Source organism: Staphylococcus sp. 231237_7MaSpsaltlick (genome assembly GCF_043107035.1).
Map to the genome: position 1 here is coordinate 199,036 of NZ_JBICNX010000001.1, position 17,814 is coordinate 216,849.

Consider the following 17,814-nt stretch of genomic DNA (forward strand, 5'->3'; position numbering starts at 1 on the left):
TGTTCCTTTTATTTTGAGTATTATTATACGCCGCCACTCCAGCCAATCGCTGTATATACATAAAGTAAGGCGCCTGCAACTATTATCCATATGACAAATAACGGTGCCATAAATTTGAACCATGAGCCAAAGTTAGCTTTAGCGATGGCTATAGCACCAATTGTAGCACCTAAAGTTGGCGTAATAAGGTTACCTAATCCACCACCAAAAGAAAGTGAAGTTAGTAATATTTGATCATTAACTCCTAATGCTGTTGTAACAGGTTGTAATATAGGCACCATCACACTCATCAACCCAGAACCAGAGGGCACTAAGAAATTGAATATTGTAGCTACAAAAAACACTAATACTGAAACAACGCCTGATGAAGCACCCTCAAGTTGCGTCGTCAGACCATGCACAATAGTGCTTAAAATTTGTCCTTTTTCTAATATCACACTAATGGTATTTGCCATAATGATAGCAAAAGCAACTACAAGCATTGGTTTCGCGCCTTCTAAAAATCCATCTACCATTTCAGATGGCCGTTTTTCTTTAACAATATAGGCTAACACGAAGCTTAGACCAAATACTGTAATAAAAACACCATTACCATATCGTTCAGTCCAATTAAGCAAACCGTTTCCTAGCGCCAAAATGATTGGCGTCACAACAACTAAACCAACGACAATAATATCTCTCCAACTTATCTTTCTATCTTCCACCTCCATTGCTTCATTTGATGAATGATTGCTTTGCTGTTGCCAATATTTTGTCGTCATCATACTATTGTCCGGACTTTTAATCACTCTTCTCGCGTACCATACTACATATAATAAGGTCACAATTAAAAATACAACATACATAATTGCTCTACCACCGTAACCTGAATAAAGTGCGACATCAGGATATACAATTTGTCCTATTTTAGCCATTCCTGAAGGTGAAACTGAAAATGCCATATACAAAGGTAAAAATGTAATCGCTAACGCCATAATAGGGTCTAATTTTAAACGTTTTACTAAAATAACACCTAGGGTTACAAACACAATCATTTGGTCACCGCCAACAAAGAAACCGATAAAAGCCATTAGCGAAAATAAACCTATGATTAATGGTAATGCACCTGCATGTTCAAATCGATAAATCATGAAATTGGTCATTTTCGTAACTGAATTCAACTGCAGAATGCCTCCCATTGAACCTCCTATAAACAATAGCAAGGTAACAGTTTGGGCAGACTGAATACCACCATTTAAAATCAAAGTTATTGCATATAATGGATTCACAGGATGTTGTTCGATTGCGTGATACGTCCCTTGTATCATTGAGCCATCTTTTGCTGTATTAAATGCCCCGGCAGGAATAACATATGTCAAAAAGCAAGCAAACATCATCATTATTAACATCATTAATAAAACATGTGGTAATTCTAATTTTCTTTTTGTTTTTACAGAATTTTGGTTTGCTGTTTGATTAATGGTATTTTGATAAGATGTTGTATTATATTCTGACATAACCGTTCACTCCTTTTAATAAAAAATAGACACAACTTTTATAATTCAGATGTGTCCATCAATTTCAACGCTTGTAAAAATTTAATTCGTAACTTGAGATTGTGTATATCTATTTTCTTTGAAAGGGAGGCCAAGATGATCTCTTAACGTTTCACCATGAAACGATTTATCATAATATCCTTTTTCTTCTAAAATAGGTAATACATTTTCTAAAAATTCATCATAAACCGCACCATATATATGTGGACCAAAAATAAAACCATCTGCTGCGCCGTCTTCTACCCATTCAATAATCAAATCTGCTACTTCTTCGTATGTTCCCATAAACGGAGAGCGTCTGACTGTTTCTTCAAGCGCAACTTCTCTTAACGTTAATTGATTTCTTTTTGCACGAATAGCGATTGCATCTGCTGTAGCTCGAAAACTATTTTGTCCAATTTCTCCTAAATCTGGAAAAGGTGCATCTAAGTCATATTGGCTAAAATCATGGTGATCATAATAACGGCCTAAATAATCTAACGCTTCATCAATATTTGCTAAAGTTTTAATATTTTCAAAGCGCGCTTCTACTTCATTTTTTGTATTAGCTATGACTGGCGCTAATATTGGATAAACTCTTACCTCATCTGGATTACGATTATAAGCTTTGGCTTGCGCTTTAATGCTTTCATAATTACGTTGTGCACTTTCTTTTGATTCTCCTAATGTGAAAACAGCATCTGCATATTTAGCAGCATAATCTTGTCCTTTAGTTGAAGCACCAGCTTGAAAAATAACCGGTTGACCTTGCTCAGAACGACTTGCATTCAAAGGTCCTTTAACTTGGAAATATTGACCTTTATAATTTAATGTGTGCATTTTATTTTTATCTAAATATTCGCCTTTTTCAGCATCAAATTTAAAAGCATCATCTTCATATGAATCCCATAATCCTTGCACTACCTGGATATGTTCTTCAGCAATATCATATCTCGTATCATGCTCTGGGTGATCGCCTTTACTATAATTATCCGCACTACCTTCAAGAGGTGATGTAACTACGTTCCACCCTGCGCGACCGTGGCTGATATTATCAATTGTGGCTAACTGTCTAGCAACAGTAAAAGGTTCACTATATGAAGTGGAAATTGTACCGACTAAACCAATTTTTTTAGTAATAGGTGCAAGTGCAGCTAGCAGTGTTAAAGGTTCATGCCTATCTAAGAAATGGGGGATAGATTTTTCATGAATATATAGTCCATCAGCTACAAAAACAAAACTAAAACCCGCTTGCTCTGCTCTCTTAGCAATATCTAGTTGATAATCAAAATTAGTACTTGCATCGCTTGGCACCTCATTAGACTTCCAAGCATGCATATGGCTACCTGGACCATTTAACATAATCCCAAAATCTATTTTTTTCTGACTCATAATACCCCTTCTTTCTGATTCGCAATTGTGTATAATGGCGCAAGTTGCTCAACCGTTTTTAATCTTAATTTGTGATTTTGTACTGGCATATGCAACATAAACTCGTCAATGAGTCCTTCATTATTTAACTGAACTAGTTGTTGTTTAACTTCAGCAGCTGATCCTTCCAAAACTTCTATTTGCTTTTCTTCAACCTCAAAGTGTTCTGTACTCTGATTAATAAAATCTTCTAATTGCTCCTTAGTATTTACAGTAATCTTCCTACCATCCTTAAAATGCAAAGCGTAGTTTGTACGGCCAGCTTTAACTAATGCTTTATCATTTTCGTTTTCTGTTACTACTGCTGCTATAGCAACAATGAACCGTCCTTCTGGGTATTGTTGTTTATAAGATTTCACTGCGCTTCGTAACGTATCAACATTAGAATTTATAAAAAATGCATATACAAAACCGACATTTTCATTCGCTGCAAACTGTGCCGAATTATCACTACCACCTAATAAAAAGAGCTCAGGGGTATGAATTTCATTATCTCGTATAGACGTTTGTAATTGCTTATATGGCTCGTCTTCTTTAAAACTGCGCTTATTGAAACGGTTTAACAATTGGAATTTATCATTAAATGTTACTTTCGATGATTTGAATTCTGATTGTAAAGCTTGTGTTGCTAATGGAAATCCACCAGGCGCTTTACCAATTCCTAAATCTACTCTACCTGGTGCAAGGTGACTAATAAGATGGAATTGTTCTATTACTTTAAAAGGGCTATAGTGCTGTAACATAACTCCTCCTGAACCTACACGTATTTGGTTAGTCTTGTTCAGTAGATGTGTCACTAATATTTCTGGGCTTGTGCCCGCAACTTCTGGAATATTATGATGCTCTGCAACAAAATATCTTGTATATTTTAATTTATCTGCTAGTTGTGCTAATTCAACAGTTCGCTGTATACCTTCATTTACCGTTTCATTAATATCAATTGGACTTTGATCTAGAATACTCATAGATGTCATATACAATCCCCCCAAATCAATTTTCTGAATATTAGATTACTAGTAATATTATGCTTCTTACATAATTTTGTCAAGTATTCTTATCGTTTTAATAAGGATTAGATACAGACAGAATTATTTAACGTGTGAAATTTAAAAATATTCATAAAAATAGAAGTTGGGCGTTATTTAACTCCAACTTCTATTTCGGGTATTTATAGGAATTGTCTATACACATCGACGTTCTTTGTATATAATGTTTTATTTCATCGTTTATTACTATAAAAAGACGACGCAATATAATTAGCTATTTTCGTTGCAATTTCATGACTATCGCTCTATTTTGAAATTAAAAACAAGCTACTTATAATGCTGTGTATCCACCATCAATTGTGACTACGCTACCTGTAACAAATGATGAAGCATCAGAAGCTAAATATAGTGCTGCTCCTTGTAATTCTTCAGGCACGCCTGGTCTACCTAATGGTGTAAAATTCATCCATGTGTCAATCATTTCTCCACCTTGGGCGAAGTAATCTCTAGTTAATTCCGTTTCCATATAACCTGGAGCAATCGTATTTACACGTATACCATGTTCTGCCCATTCATTAGCCAAACTTTTAGTAAACATAATTACTGCACCTTTAGAAGTATTATATGCTGCTTGAGGTTGTGGTGTGTTTACGATAATACCTGACATTGAAGAAGTGTTCACAATAGAACCCCTTTGTTGTTCAATCATCACTTTACCTACAGCTTGTGAAACTAATACCATGCTATTGATATTGACGTCCATATTTTTAACCCAGCGATCATATGGCATATCTTCAAATTTAACATGTTCATTGATACCAGCATTGTTGAATAGGATGTCTATACGTCCAAACTTATCCATTACATCTGAAACCATTTGTTCAACATCTGACACGTTTGTCACATCTACTTTACATGCCAAAGCTTGATTTCCTGTTTCAGTTTCGAATTCATTTGCTGTTTCTTTTGCTAAATCTAAATTAATATCAGCAATAACTAAGTTGGCGCCTGCTTCAGCTAAACCTTTTCCCATTGCTTTACCTAAGCCTGAAGCACCTCCTGTCACGATTGCGACTTGGCCATCCAATTTAAATTTGTCTAAAACACTCATATATGTAACCTCCATTTAATTCTTCTGTTATTTGTAATTGTAAAATAAATTAATATCCAAAGATAGTGGAAACGCTTACTAATTTTATTCTCTGTCTTTAATTCAACATACGAGCTTTACATGTTAACTTATAAAAATCCATTTATAAGATACTACGCTATAATTTTTACATCTGTTTTAAATATTAATACCAAAATTATTTAAGCTGCACAACGCTTCATAGCTTAATAGCTTAATAAATCTATAACTTATCTAAAAGTAATACCCTTTTTAATAAGTTATAAAAAAGACGAGACAGAAATCAAAATTTGAAATTTGATCTCTGTCTCGCCTATAATAGTCATTTAATGAATAATTAAATGCTAATTCTTTACAATTACATATTATTTAGTAAGACCAACCTATTGGATTCTCGGCATGTTCTTCTAATTCTATTTCATCAATATCAACCATTGATTCTGAAATATTTCTAGAATGATAACCGATACGTTCTAATATTGCAATCATATCTAAATATAGTAATCCACCTTCTGGTGAACACTCACCTGAGCTTAAACGCTTGATATGTTTTTTCCTTAAATCATGTTCAAGTTTGTATGACTCATTACTAATTTTAACAATTTCATCACGTTTAACTCTGTCATAAACATTAAACATTTCAACTGTTTTTTCAAATGACATGTTAACATGGTTGTAAAGCTTTTCGATACTTTGTTCAGCTTTATCAGATATTTTGATAGGGTCTGTTTCTTTTTTCTTCAGATCTAATAAATAGGCTTCTGATAAGCCAGCCACTTTTAACATCGTGCGATTAACATCGAATAACACAGACATTCTTTCTGCATCATCTTGTGACAACTTCTTCTCAGATATTTTAGTAAGATACTGTCTGACATTATCATACATATTGTCAATTGCTGCGTGTTTCTGAATAATATCTTTTTCAGTTTTTTCATCGTAATGATTGACTTTTTGTAACATAGATAAAGTCATTCTACCAATGTTTTGGATTTCATCTTGAGCTTCTTGTAGAGCAATATTAGGCGCTCTATTAATTAAATTTTTATCAAGATGTCTTGGCTTGTATTTTTCATTAATATCTTCACCTGGGATAATTTTCGTAACAATCCAAGCTAGTACAAAAATAAACGGTAATTGAATTAAAGTATTAGTTATGTTAAATGTACCGTGCGCAAATGCAATAACCATTTCTGGTTTTAAATGCATCGCTCCTTGCATCCATTCGATAACTATTTGATATAACGGTAAGATAAGTAAGAATATTGCTGCGCCAATTACGTTAAACATAACATGAACTGCCGCAACACGTTTTGATGCGAGAGAACCCGCTAAACTTGCTAAAACAGCAGTAATCGTTGTACCGATATTGTCGCCTAATAATACTGGTAATGCGCCATGTAAACTAATTAAATCATTGGCAAAGAACCCTTGTAATATACCAATCGTTGCACTTGAGCTTTGGATGATGACAGTTAAGAATGTACCTGCTATAACACCATATATTGGGTTTGATGACATATCTAACATAATTTGCTTAAATCCATCTAAATTAGCAAGTGGTTTTACTGCCCCGCTCATTAACTCCAAACCATAAAATAGTGAACCAAATCCAAATAAAATCATACCGATATTTTTTACTTTTCTTTTCTGGATAAAGAATATTAAAAAAGCACCAATTGCTAGGATGGGTAGTGAATAAGCACCGATATCAATACCTATAATAAATGCAGTAACCGTGGTACCTATATTCGCTCCCATAACAACTCCAATTGCTTGTCGCATTGTCATAAATCCTGCACTTACGAGACCAATTGTAATAACTGTAGTCCCTGAACTACTTTGAATTAAAATAGTAACAATCATACCTGCAAGAACACCCATGATTGGGTTACTAGTAAATTTATTTAATATACTTCTTAGTCGATCTCCAGCAGTGGCTTGTAGGCCATCGCCCATCTGTTTGATACCATACAAGAATATACCTAAACCACCGATAAAAGTGAAAATTATCTCCATTACGGATGAATCCATTGTCACACCTCTTTAAATTATTTGTAAACTATGTGAATTATAACTTATTTTTGTTAAGCAAATGTTAATTCTTTATTAAAATTACAGGAAAAGTGCTAAACAATTATGTAATCATATTTCATTATGTCTTCAATACATATATAAACACTACAATGACAGCTTTTAATAAAAACAACAAACATTCAATTAAACACAAATAAATTTTGTACATTTTATGAACTTAACTTTATATTAAATAACTATCGAGTAGTTGACATTTTACAATAAATACTTTATATGTTTTTAACATAAAAAAGCAATGCTTTATCTTTCATTTCTACTTGAATACGTTACTTTTTAATAAAAAAACACTTCCGAATAAATTCATTTTAATATGAATTCAACGAAAGTGTTTTTATATTTTATAAACTTATGAAGGAACTTCTGTACGTTTACCACTATGCTTTCTAATTATTGCAGCACTTAATGAAGAGACAATGCCAAAAATAATAAAACCTACAAACATCCACATAGTACCATTCATTTCTAATGGTTGATTCATATAAAGTAATTCTCTCAAATATTCACCATAGTGAGTAAATGGGTTCCAACTTACAATATAGTCTTGATAAAATTTCGGTAGCATTTGTTTAGGGAACATCACAAGTTGCATACTAAAGAACATGGCTATAAAGAATATTGGAATAGACTTCATGCCTAGCCAAGTCATTACACCTAATATAAGTCCTATAAAGCCTAATAGCGCAATTGAAACATACATACCTATTTTATTAATATCTGGAAAATCAAATCCCTGCGCAGCCGACATAAAGTAAACATATCCAAAGCCACCTACAAATGCAGTAATTACACCTATTGCTATTTGTCCTAACGAAGCAATTAAGCGATGTGTTACTTTAATATTATTAGAAGTTCTAAACGCAAAGAATAACAATATAGAGGCAACGATTGAACTAATCCACACCGGCATAAACATTAAGAAAGATGCATTACCGTTACCTTGATGATCTTTAACTTTATGAATCTTTTGATCAGCTACTTCTACTGGATTTGTTAGCCCTTTAATATCACTTGCATTAACTTTAACACCTTGTTTTTCTAAAGTATCTAAACTCTGTTGTGTTATTTGTTTATTTAAATTATCACCAATACCCTTTAATACATTTGTAGAAATTTGTGATGCTTGCATATTCGCGCCATTATTAATTAACGTTTTAAATTCTGCACGTTTGACTGTAACATCTTGAGAAGCCCCAGATTTAGCCATTTGACTTTGCATTTGTTTAGCCTGTTCTGGTTGTATTTCACCTGATTTTACTTTATCTTGCATTTCTTGCTTTTTACTATCCATTATTACTTTTTGAGTTTTACTCATTGCATGTTTTGAAAAATCTTTTTCGAAAATAGCTGCACCAAAATATTTTTGTTCATCTATCCCTTTTCGTGCTTCTTTTTCATTATCAACTTCAACCCATTTTACAGTATTAGAATCACTATTTAATAAATTATCTTCTAATTTTTTTCCTATATTAATATCGTTATTTTGAATAGAAGTTCCTTTATCTTGATTCACAATCGCAATTGGTAATTCCTTTGGTTTTGGATTATACGCTGGATAAAACGCAATTGAAAATATAACCAATATTACTAAAATTGCAATTGGAGCTATCCAAAGTAATTTACTTTTAAATATATTCATTTTTATTTACCTCCTTATCGAACACTATGTTGATTAATAACTACTTTGTTTATTATAATGAGCATAATGCAATTAGCAATACGCAATACACTTAGTATTGTCTGTTTATCAACAAACAATCATGTTTTGTCTATTAAAGTTTAAGGAGTTGAAAAAATGGTAGAAGATCGTCGTGTCAGAAAAACTAAAAACGCAATTAAGCAAGCTTTTATAAAATTATTAGCAGAAAAAGAACTAGAGCGGATAACAATACAAGATATTACAACCCTAGCTGATATTAATCGAGGTACTTTTTACTTACATTATGAAGATAAATATATTTTACTTTCAGATCTCGAAGATGAATTTATTGATGATTTAGCTGAAGAAATAGGTACTTTTAAGTTAGTTTTACAAGGTTCAAATTTAGAAGATTTCGCCAAAATTTTTTCGGAAAAAATTCTTAAAAATATTATATTACACATTCAAAAAGATATAGATTTTTACTTACTTATTTTTAAATTAGATAGAAAAAGCCATCTTGAAGATAAAATTTCTGAGCTTATATATGTTAATATGGCTAAAAACATTAATAACAAGACAAAAATTTCAGGCATTCCATTAGATTATTTTCATAGTTATGTATCTGGTGCTACGATTTCTTTTATCAAACATTGGGTACAAGATAAAAATAGAATGGATCCCGACGTGGTTGTTGATTACTTATTCAAAATTATATTTAATGGTCCGTTACGCCTAATGGCGAACGAACAATATCAATAATATTTCTAAAGAAAGGATTTCATTTTATCATGATAACTGCATATAAACATTCTCCAACAGATAAAATAATTGAATCTGAACTGAATCAAACAGCTTCGTGGGTTAATGTTGTTGATCCCAACTGGGAGGAAATCGAAACACTAATAGATTTATATGGTATTCCTGAAGATTTTATACGTGATCCACTAGATAGTGAAGAAAGTGCGCGCGTTGAATACGACGAAGATTCGCATTATTCATTAATCATATTAGACTTACCTATTATAAATGACACTAATTCAAAGGTATTATCATTTATTACTATTCCTTTAGGCATTATTATTGGAAATAAAAAAATCATTACGATCTGTAATGTTGAAAATGAATTCTTAGAAAACTTTGCGCGTCAGAATATAAATTTACGTTTCCATAGTCGTTTTGCATTAAATATATTGTTAACAATTACAAATCATTACAATAGAAATTTAAGATTGCTAAATAAAACACGTATTCGAATTGAACGTGACTTAAAGAATAATGTCACAAATAAACAACTTTATAATTTAATGGAAGTAGAAAAAAGTTTAGTTTATTTTTTAGCTGCACTTAAGGGTAATGAAAGCATCGTAAAAAAATTATTTCGTTTACCAGCTATGAAACGATTTGATGAAGATGAAGATATTTTAGAAGACTTGGTAATCGAAAACAATCAAGCCTTAGAAACGACGAGACTTTATACAGATATCCTAGAAAGTATCACTACTTCATATGCGTCATTACTATCAAATGAAATGAATAATACGATGAAAACATTAACACTTTTTACTGTATTTTTAACATTGCCAACATTAGTATTTAGTTTTTTTGGTATGAATGTGCCCTTACCTATCGATGACCATAGTTATGTTTCATGGCTCATTGTAATCGGCATATCTCTCATTATCGTAACTATTGTAGGTGCATTTTTATGGCGTAAACAAAAATTTTGAATTAATTTATAGACTAATGCAGTGCCCGCGGAAAGCGTGCACAAAAAACTGTCAACAAAGTTGGAAAATTTGTCGACAGTCTGAGACTAATCCGCCTTCATACGGATTAGTCTTTTATTTTGATAATGCAATTTTTGTAATACTATTAATCTTAATATATCTTTATACTACTATGCTTCAATATTTCTATATTTCTTTCTATATGATAAAGCGTATGTTAAGCCAAATGCTACAATAAATGCAATTATCATGGCTATACCATAATGTAACCAACCATTGTTTTGACCACTAATAGATATAAACCCTGGTATACCTGCAGTACCTAATGCAATAGCTTTAACTTTGAAAAAAGCTATATAGGCAGAGCCAATACCTGAGCCAACGATTGCTCCAATAAATGGATATCTTAACTTCAAGTTCACTCCAAACATTGCTGGTTCTGTAATACCTAGTAAAGCAGATACACCTGCAGCCGAAGCTACGCCTTTTAACTTTTTATTTTCCTTTATAATAAGGAACGCTGCAAGAGTTGCCGCACCTTGTGCAATATTAGACATGGTTGCAATAGGGAATATAAATGAACCACCTGTCGACGTACTGTCAGCAATAAGTTGTGTTTCAATAGCAATAAAACTATGATGCATACCTGTAATAACGATTGGTGCGTATAATAAACCAAATATAAGACCACCGATAGCGCCACCAAATTCATATAACCATGTTAAACCATCTGATAGCCAATATCCTAACGTACGTGTTAATGGACCAACCAATGAAAATGTTATAAAACCTGTTGATAATATTGCTAATAAAGGGGTTAATAAATTATCTAATACTGTAGGTATAACTTTTCTTAGCCCTTTTTCAATTGTCGCAAGAATGTATGTAGCTACTAGCATTGGTAATACTTGACCTTGGTACCCTACTTGATTAATTTCTAGCCCAAATAAGTTCCAATGAGGAATTTCTTTACCCGCTTCTAATGCTTTCGGATAATCATAAGCACTCATCAATTCTGGATGAACCAATATCATTCCAAGCGCTGCGCCGAGATATGCGTTACCCCCAAATCGTTTAGCCGCACTAAAACCAATTAATATAGGTAGTAATGTGAATGGTGCATTAGCAAAAATATTAATCATTTCAGCTAAACCACTAAACTGATTTTGTACTTCTATTAACGATTTATTATCATAAAAAATACCTGGTGCAGTTAATATATTGTTGATCCCCATGAGTAAGCCACCAGCTACAATCGCTGGTATAATTGGAACAAATATATCTGAGAGCATTTTCACAAACTTTTGAAAAGGATTCATGTTTTTAGTGCCCTGTGCTTTTACCTCTGACACCGAAGACGCTTCTTTGCCTGTAAGCTTTTCTAATTCACTAAATACTTTATTTACCGTACCAGAACCTATAATGACCTGGTATTGTCCTCCTGTTGAAAATGTGCCCTTTACAACATCCATATTCCCTAATGCCTTTTCATCTACCAAACTTTCATCTTTCAATACAAGTCGCAAACGTGTTGCACAATGTGTCATTGCATCAACATTATCTTCCCCACCAAGCGCTTGCAAAATATTTTCTGCAGCCTTTTTATAATTCATTATATAACCTCCTCTATCTAACGGAACCGGTACCAAAATACTTTATAATCACTATTGTAATCGGTTCCAATAAATAACGCAATCCCATTTTTGTATATTCTTTATGACTAAACTTTTAAATCAACCCACTACTGCCGTATCATTTTCTTGTATATTGGTGTAATGTGCTTTAATCTTATTTATAAAATAATCTTGTAAGGTTTTTATATTTTCTGCATTTGTAGTTGTATTATCCAAATGTATTGACCACGCTCTTGCAGGACATTGCGTATCAAAAAACATTTTATGAAGTTTCACCGTCTCTCTGTTTACTGGTAACTGATACTTTTTCAATAGCAAGGCTGCAATCCAAAAACTGGCTTCTTCATTCTCCATAAATTCTTTATCAGACAATATCCCATTAATTTTTGATTGGCAGCGTTCTATGCCAATATAATGCGTATTCGCAAAAGCATCACCACAATGCCATTCTACATATGAAGATGGATGAAACCAATAACATGTCTGCTTATCAACATATGCACACGCCCATCCCTTATCCAATTCATTATTATCCATTCTTTGTTGTAACCAAGCAATATAACCCTTTGCATTGTTATTTTCTGCATCATCATGTAACACCACGCCTAATACATCTGGTTTTAATTCCGTTATTTTAGTTTTTTGATTGTAAAATTCAGAATAAATATGTTCCATTTGTTAACGTCTCCTTTAATAAATCTAATGTAAAAATTTAAACTGATTTATCCGAAAAAATCATCTCTTAAACAAAATACATTGCCTGAAACTTAATTTTTAATATCGAACCTCTTTATAAGATAAAAAAATATTTATATTTAAAGGATTAAAAGACACAACTTTTTGTAATATAATGTATTTTAAACAATATACCATTTTAAATTATTATCAGGAGTTGCCTTTACTATGAAAAATACAACTTTGTGTATTCATGAATTTTTAAACACTCATACACAACGGTGTATACATCAAGTCATAATTTTATTTTCTTTAAACAATAAACTAGATGTTACCTTAAATGGCCACCAGTTATCTGCTGAAAACCATATTATTATTATAAATCACAACGATTTATATCACATCTCAGATGCTGAACAAGTAGTAGAAATGTGTATACCAATACAACAATTCACAAAAACAGTTAAAAGTTTCTTCAATTTTTATTATAACTATAAATTGTTAAATTCGAATGAATATCTAAAATTTCAAATTTTAACGATGATTCAACAGTTGAGCCAATGTGAATCTATTGAGTCACCTATGCTGAACGAAATTATAACGATAATCAATAAGGAAACAAGGGTTGAACATGATTTTATCTATATCCCATCTATACATACAGAAAATACATTACTAAATAATATAACTGATTTTATAAAAGCTCATGTTGCTGAACCACTTTCCTCTAAAGATGTTTCGAGTACATTTTATATTTCTGCGCCTTATATTTCTATATTATTCAAGAAATATTTGGGTATTAGCTTTAAACATTATATAACTAGTCTAAAAATTGCTTTATCACTCGCTGATCTTATTCAAACGAAACATGCAATTTATCATATCTCTGAACATTACGGCTTCAACCATTATTCAAATTATATTCATCAGTTTAAATTTTTCTTAAATATAACACCTAATGAATTCAGAAAATCAGTACATAATTTGCATCAAGACAACATCGTACTAATAAACAATGATTTGAATCGCTTCAAGTCTCAAATTGATATAATCACTAAAGAAAAGCCTGGGCCTTTAAAACAATTACATATCGATATCGAACAATTGGATTTTAAGGATTGGGCAAAAACTCCAACTATCTTTATTCATATTGATAGTTTAATGGATATTATTCAGTCTGACCTTAATTCTAAATTGAATTTTAAAGATTTAACTGATGCCTACGTATTAATAAATAATGTTAGAAACTTCTCTTTAGAAAATTTAAGCCTCACTGGTATGATTGATTTTATCGATTCACTGTTTTCTGATTATGTAGGTATTGCGCTAAGAATAAAATCGATGACACAATTTGATTTTATCGAAGGTTTGATATCACAATTTTTAAAATTCAAACCAGAATATGCAAAACAACAACAGAATTATAATTTTCTACTTCTCTTTGATGCATCTCATTTATCATTGAAGGATGTTAACCGATTATATATTAAAATCAAAAACCTGAATTTTAATATAAAAATGGCTATCACTATTGAAGGCGTAATTGAACAGGTTACTTCGCTGAAGCATGCGTTCACATTACTTCAAAGGTTTAATTTTGATTATCATTTTATTGATATAGAACAAGTACAAGTTCGAAAGTTATTAAACAAAAAAGGTGAAGGTTTCAATAATTCAATGAGTTATTACGATTATTATAATAAAGTGATCAAAGCATCACATATTGACACATCAAAGTTTGTATATACAAAACTAACAAAGCAATGCTTCAAGTTTTATGAAGAACACTATCCTTTAGAAATCACTGATTTAATGTGTCATATACTTATCTTGTTAAATAGAGGCTGTGGTGTAGGATACGAGCTGATGCGAAAAGAGAAAGATGATGTCGCTCTAATGAATAGTCATGGAATCTATGAACCCTTAATGTACTTATATCAATTCATTAAACCTTTTATTGGCAAAGCTATTTCTATACATAAAAATTTTATTATGTTAAAAGAAAGAGATGAGTTTCATTTGCTTTTATTTAATTCTATAAATCACCGTACTTCACCGAAAGATGTACTCAATGTCGTCTTAAAACAATCTTTATTAAATTCAAATATCACATTGTTCATCCAAACGTTGAATCGAGAACATGGATTTATAGACTATGCTTTACCGCCTTCTTTCAACGACATATATATCGAAAGATCTTTATTACGCTATATTGAACAATCCACTATACCAAAAGCAGAAATTAGACAGTTTACAGAATTTAAAAGCAGCTTAGAATTCATATTGTATTATGATGAATTAAAATATATTCGGATATTACAGTCTTAACATTTCAACTATACAATCGTGATAAAGTAAAATATTTAAAAGCATAATAAGACTTTCATTATTAACGTAACTAAATCATGAATAGTACTTTCGATTGCATAATTTAATTATTTTAGATATAACAGAAAGAAATAGATATAAAGGAGAATTATACCTTGAAAAACAGTAAAGTATTCGCAATTACTATAAGCATAATAATGTTAATTGTTGCTATCGTATTGATTATTATGATGATGTCTAGCGGCCAAAAAGAAACTTATTATGGTTATATGAAAAATGAAACAACGGCTGATAAAATAATTAGTGAAAAAGATCATAAAATAGAAAAAGATGTTAAGTTACCTGCTGAATCAGGATTTTCTCCTAAAAAAGGAGATTTTGTTAAGCTAATTAAAGCAGAAGGTGATGGTGCTTTTAGTAAAATGGAAGTTGTAGATCATGACGACATCCCTCACGGTTTAATGATGAAAATTCATGATATGGGTGAGATGAAAGGTATGTGATGTTTGTAAGTTAACATACCACTAACTTTTGCAAAGCTATAGCCTTTATACAATTCGAATGATCTTAATAAAAGTTGATATTCATTTTTTATTAAGAGTCATAAACGAAACTCCCTTTAAAGTTTTTCACTTTTCCAGTGTCTACTTTAAAGGGAGTTTATTATTAATTGTCTTAGCATAAATCAATATATTAGCTGTAGCTGACAGGATTGAAAATTAAAGCTCATTTGTCTAAATACTATTGCTCAGACAAACCTTTTATCCATGTCAACTTTGCTTGCGGGGAATGAAACCTTTTTAAGTGTACTAGATTCCTGTTCAATTTCCCTCGCTTTTAACAATGTATTCCTATTTGTCTTTCGGTTTATAATCTTCTTTAAATTCGTTATGTTTAGCATCTTTGATATTTTTGTTGGTCTCACTATCAAAACCTTGTACTAAGATGCCTTTAAATGTACTAATTGGTTGCACCGTATACGTATGTTCCGGATCATCTTTAAATTTAACTTGCTTATAATATAAACCCTTCTTAGCACTATACAATGTTTTCTCAGATTCAATTTTTTCAGTTAAATTTTGTTCATCCATATAACGATCTACTAGTTCTAGATTTTTATGTCCTTGATATGTTCTCATTCCAAAGAAAAACACAATAGCAATAATCAGTGACAAAACTAATAGACCCATGATTTTTAAAAATGTTTTCATCATTAATCTCCTTTAGTTAAAACGATAACTTTCTAACTGATAGATGAGTAAGTATACTCCCTCATCAATGCTTTATTACACCATTATTATATAACAAAAACACAATATTATCAGTATGACTGATTGTAAATGATTAATAAAGTCATATAGGCTTTTTGTAACAAAATCTTCTTAAATTAAACCTTCATACTAAATCAATTTTGATTTTCTTAAGACTTACTTTCTTAATTTAAAAACACTTTATATTACGGTTCTTTTCCACTATATAGTTTCTTGTTAAGTAAACGTCGATAAATATTATTTTTTTATCAGAAAGAGGTGCGCAACCGTTCCTTGACAACAACCATAGTTCATAATAAGGTTAAATTTCAAAAGGGGTGATTAAATGGAGGAAAAAGACAGCTACTTAGAAAGACAACTATGTTTTCTTTTTTATGTGTCTTCTAAAGAAATCATTAAGAAGTATACGTCTTACTTAAAAGAATTCGATTTAACATATACTGGCTACATTGTGCTACTAGCAATTGAAGTAGATGAAAAACTCAATATTAAAACGCTTGGCGAACGTGTTTATTTAGATTCAGGGACACTTACACCTTTACTTAAAAAACTTGAGAAAAAAGGCTATGTAACTAGAACACGTGAAATTGATGATGAGCGTAACCTACAGATTGCACTTACAGAAAAAGGCGCAAATGTTAAAGAACCACTCTCTAAAATATCAAAACGTGTGTTTAGCGAATTCGATATGGATATAGACGAAGCTATTAATCTAAAAGAAACATTACAACACTTCGTTAATAAACATTTTTCTAAAGATATTTAATCTGTCAGAGGTAAAGTTAAAGTTAGAAGTTCTAGTTTTCATGTTATTATTTTTGACTTTACTTACCTCTTACTTAAATCTTTTTATTATGCCCCCTTCCGCTGCCCAACAATGTTACTAACTTAATTATCTTAATATTACACTTTTTTTATTTTTACATAGTTTGACTTTGACTTTCTTTGACTAATATATTATACTATATTTGTACGATAAAAGGAGAGGTGAACAGAGATGATACAAAGCACTAACAATCTTACTAAAGATTTATTAGAAAGTTTAGTCTCAGACCATCACGATTTCAAAGTAACTGTATATCAAACACAAGATAGCTATACAGTTGAAGCTGAACTTCCTGGTTATCAAAAAGATGATATTACTATTAATTTTGAACATAAAACGTTAACTATACTAGCAAAACGTGTATCTAATATACAACAAGATAGCACTTATCTAATTAATGAGCGCAATTCTAATGAGCAAAGTAGACAGTTTATCTTTAAAAATATCGACACAAATAAAATAAATGCATCTATGAATAACGGCATCTTAACGGTAAAACTACCAATTAAACAAACGAAAACACAAATTTCAATTGACTAAATCTAAAATTTAAGGAG

Annotated in this window: 15 protein-coding genes; 6 read left to right on the forward strand and 9 right to left on the reverse strand. The window is 31.3% G+C overall.

Annotation, left to right across the window (positions count from 1 at the left end):
* Nucleotides 1–23: 23 nt before the first annotated feature.
* The 6 genes from ACF91D_RS01025 to ACF91D_RS01050 all read right to left on the reverse strand — a co-directional run bounded on the left by ACF91D_RS01025 (nucleotide 24) and on the right by ACF91D_RS01050 (nucleotide 8,793).
* A complete protein-coding gene (locus ACF91D_RS01025; RefSeq protein ID WP_327620735.1) occupies nucleotides 24–1,496 on the reverse strand; it encodes a Na+/H+ antiporter NhaC family protein in 1,473 nt (490 codons plus the stop codon).
* Between the two features lie 81 nt (nucleotides 1,497–1,577).
* The gene (locus ACF91D_RS01030) at nucleotides 1,578–2,906 is read right to left on the reverse strand and encodes an LLM class flavin-dependent oxidoreductase (RefSeq protein ID WP_208182032.1); all 1,329 of its coding nucleotides are present in this window, start codon (nucleotides 2,904–2,906) and stop codon (nucleotides 1,578–1,580) included.
* Entirely contained in the window at nucleotides 2,903–3,919 is a 1,017-nt protein-coding gene (locus ACF91D_RS01035; protein WP_069792346.1) for an MsnO8 family LLM class oxidoreductase, read from the reverse strand. The genes ACF91D_RS01030 and ACF91D_RS01035 overlap by 4 nt, the downstream gene beginning before the upstream one ends.
* Nucleotides 3,920–4,262: 343 nt before the next feature.
* Nucleotides 4,263–5,042 carry a glucose 1-dehydrogenase gene (locus ACF91D_RS01040; RefSeq protein ID WP_039067269.1) on the reverse strand — a complete coding sequence of 260 codons (780 nt, stop codon included), beginning with the start codon at nucleotides 5,040–5,042 and terminating at the stop codon, nucleotides 4,263–4,265.
* A gap of 387 nt (nucleotides 5,043–5,429) precedes the next feature.
* Nucleotides 5,430–7,094, reverse strand: coding sequence for a Na/Pi cotransporter family protein (locus ACF91D_RS01045; protein WP_101049818.1), 1,665 nt, complete (start codon nucleotides 7,092–7,094; stop codon nucleotides 5,430–5,432).
* Nucleotides 7,095–7,503: 409 nt separating this feature from the next.
* A complete protein-coding gene (locus tag ACF91D_RS01050; RefSeq protein ID WP_101049820.1) occupies nucleotides 7,504–8,793 on the reverse strand; it encodes a YhgE/Pip domain-containing protein in 1,290 nt (429 codons plus the stop codon).
* Between the two features lie 156 nt (nucleotides 8,794–8,949).
* On the opposite strand from ACF91D_RS01050, the gene ACF91D_RS01055 reads away from it, so the two are divergent.
* Together ACF91D_RS01055 and ACF91D_RS01060 are read left to right on the forward strand one after the other, a co-directional pair.
* Nucleotides 8,950–9,555: a TetR/AcrR family transcriptional regulator C-terminal domain-containing protein gene (locus tag ACF91D_RS01055; protein ID WP_039067272.1), complete on the forward strand. Its 606-nt coding sequence runs from the start codon at nucleotides 8,950–8,952 to the stop codon at nucleotides 9,553–9,555.
* Nucleotides 9,556–9,584: 29 nt separating this feature from the next.
* Complete coding sequence (locus tag ACF91D_RS01060; RefSeq protein WP_039067273.1) at nucleotides 9,585–10,523, forward strand: magnesium transporter CorA family protein; 939 nt, start codon at nucleotides 9,585–9,587, stop codon at nucleotides 10,521–10,523.
* Between the two features lie 170 nt (nucleotides 10,524–10,693).
* On the opposite strand, the gene ACF91D_RS01065 is transcribed toward ACF91D_RS01060, so the two are convergent.
* Both ACF91D_RS01065 and ACF91D_RS01070 read right to left on the reverse strand, forming a co-directional pair.
* Nucleotides 10,694–12,136: a sucrose-specific PTS transporter subunit IIBC gene (locus tag ACF91D_RS01065; protein WP_069792344.1), complete on the reverse strand. Its 1,443-nt coding sequence runs from the start codon at nucleotides 12,134–12,136 to the stop codon at nucleotides 10,694–10,696.
* Between the two features lie 120 nt (nucleotides 12,137–12,256).
* The gene (locus ACF91D_RS01070; protein WP_327620736.1) at nucleotides 12,257–12,832 is read right to left on the reverse strand and encodes a peptidoglycan recognition protein family protein; all 576 of its coding nucleotides are present in this window, start codon (nucleotides 12,830–12,832) and stop codon (nucleotides 12,257–12,259) included.
* A 228-nt stretch (nucleotides 12,833–13,060) separates the two neighbouring features.
* Here ACF91D_RS01070 and rsp point away from each other — a divergent pair, with 228 nt between their 5' ends.
* Entirely contained in the window at nucleotides 13,061–15,160 is a 2,100-nt protein-coding gene (gene rsp, locus ACF91D_RS01075; RefSeq protein ID WP_327620737.1) for an AraC family transcriptional regulator Rsp, read from the forward strand.
* 155 nt (nucleotides 15,161–15,315) lie between these two features.
* The gene (locus ACF91D_RS01080) at nucleotides 15,316–15,663 is read left to right on the forward strand and encodes a DUF4889 domain-containing protein (RefSeq protein ID WP_039067279.1); all 348 of its coding nucleotides are present in this window, start codon (nucleotides 15,316–15,318) and stop codon (nucleotides 15,661–15,663) included.
* Nucleotides 15,664–16,011: 348 nt separating this feature from the next.
* Here ACF91D_RS01080 and ACF91D_RS01085 read toward each other — a convergent pair whose 3' ends face one another.
* Nucleotides 16,012–16,371, reverse strand: a complete 360-nt coding sequence (locus ACF91D_RS01085; RefSeq protein ID WP_101093856.1) for a DUF3139 domain-containing protein — start codon at nucleotides 16,369–16,371, stop codon at nucleotides 16,012–16,014.
* Nucleotides 16,372–16,756: 385 nt separating this feature from the next.
* Between ACF91D_RS01085 and ACF91D_RS01090 the strand changes: the two genes are divergently transcribed.
* Both ACF91D_RS01090 and ACF91D_RS01095 read left to right on the forward strand, forming a co-directional pair.
* The gene (locus ACF91D_RS01090) at nucleotides 16,757–17,197 is read left to right on the forward strand and encodes a MarR family winged helix-turn-helix transcriptional regulator (protein ID WP_039067281.1); all 441 of its coding nucleotides are present in this window, start codon (nucleotides 16,757–16,759) and stop codon (nucleotides 17,195–17,197) included.
* Nucleotides 17,198–17,428: 231 nt separating this feature from the next.
* Nucleotides 17,429–17,797 carry an Hsp20 family protein gene (locus tag ACF91D_RS01095; RefSeq protein ID WP_039067283.1) on the forward strand — a complete coding sequence of 123 codons (369 nt, stop codon included), beginning with the start codon at nucleotides 17,429–17,431 and terminating at the stop codon, nucleotides 17,795–17,797.
* Nucleotides 17,798–17,814 lie beyond the last annotated feature (17 nt).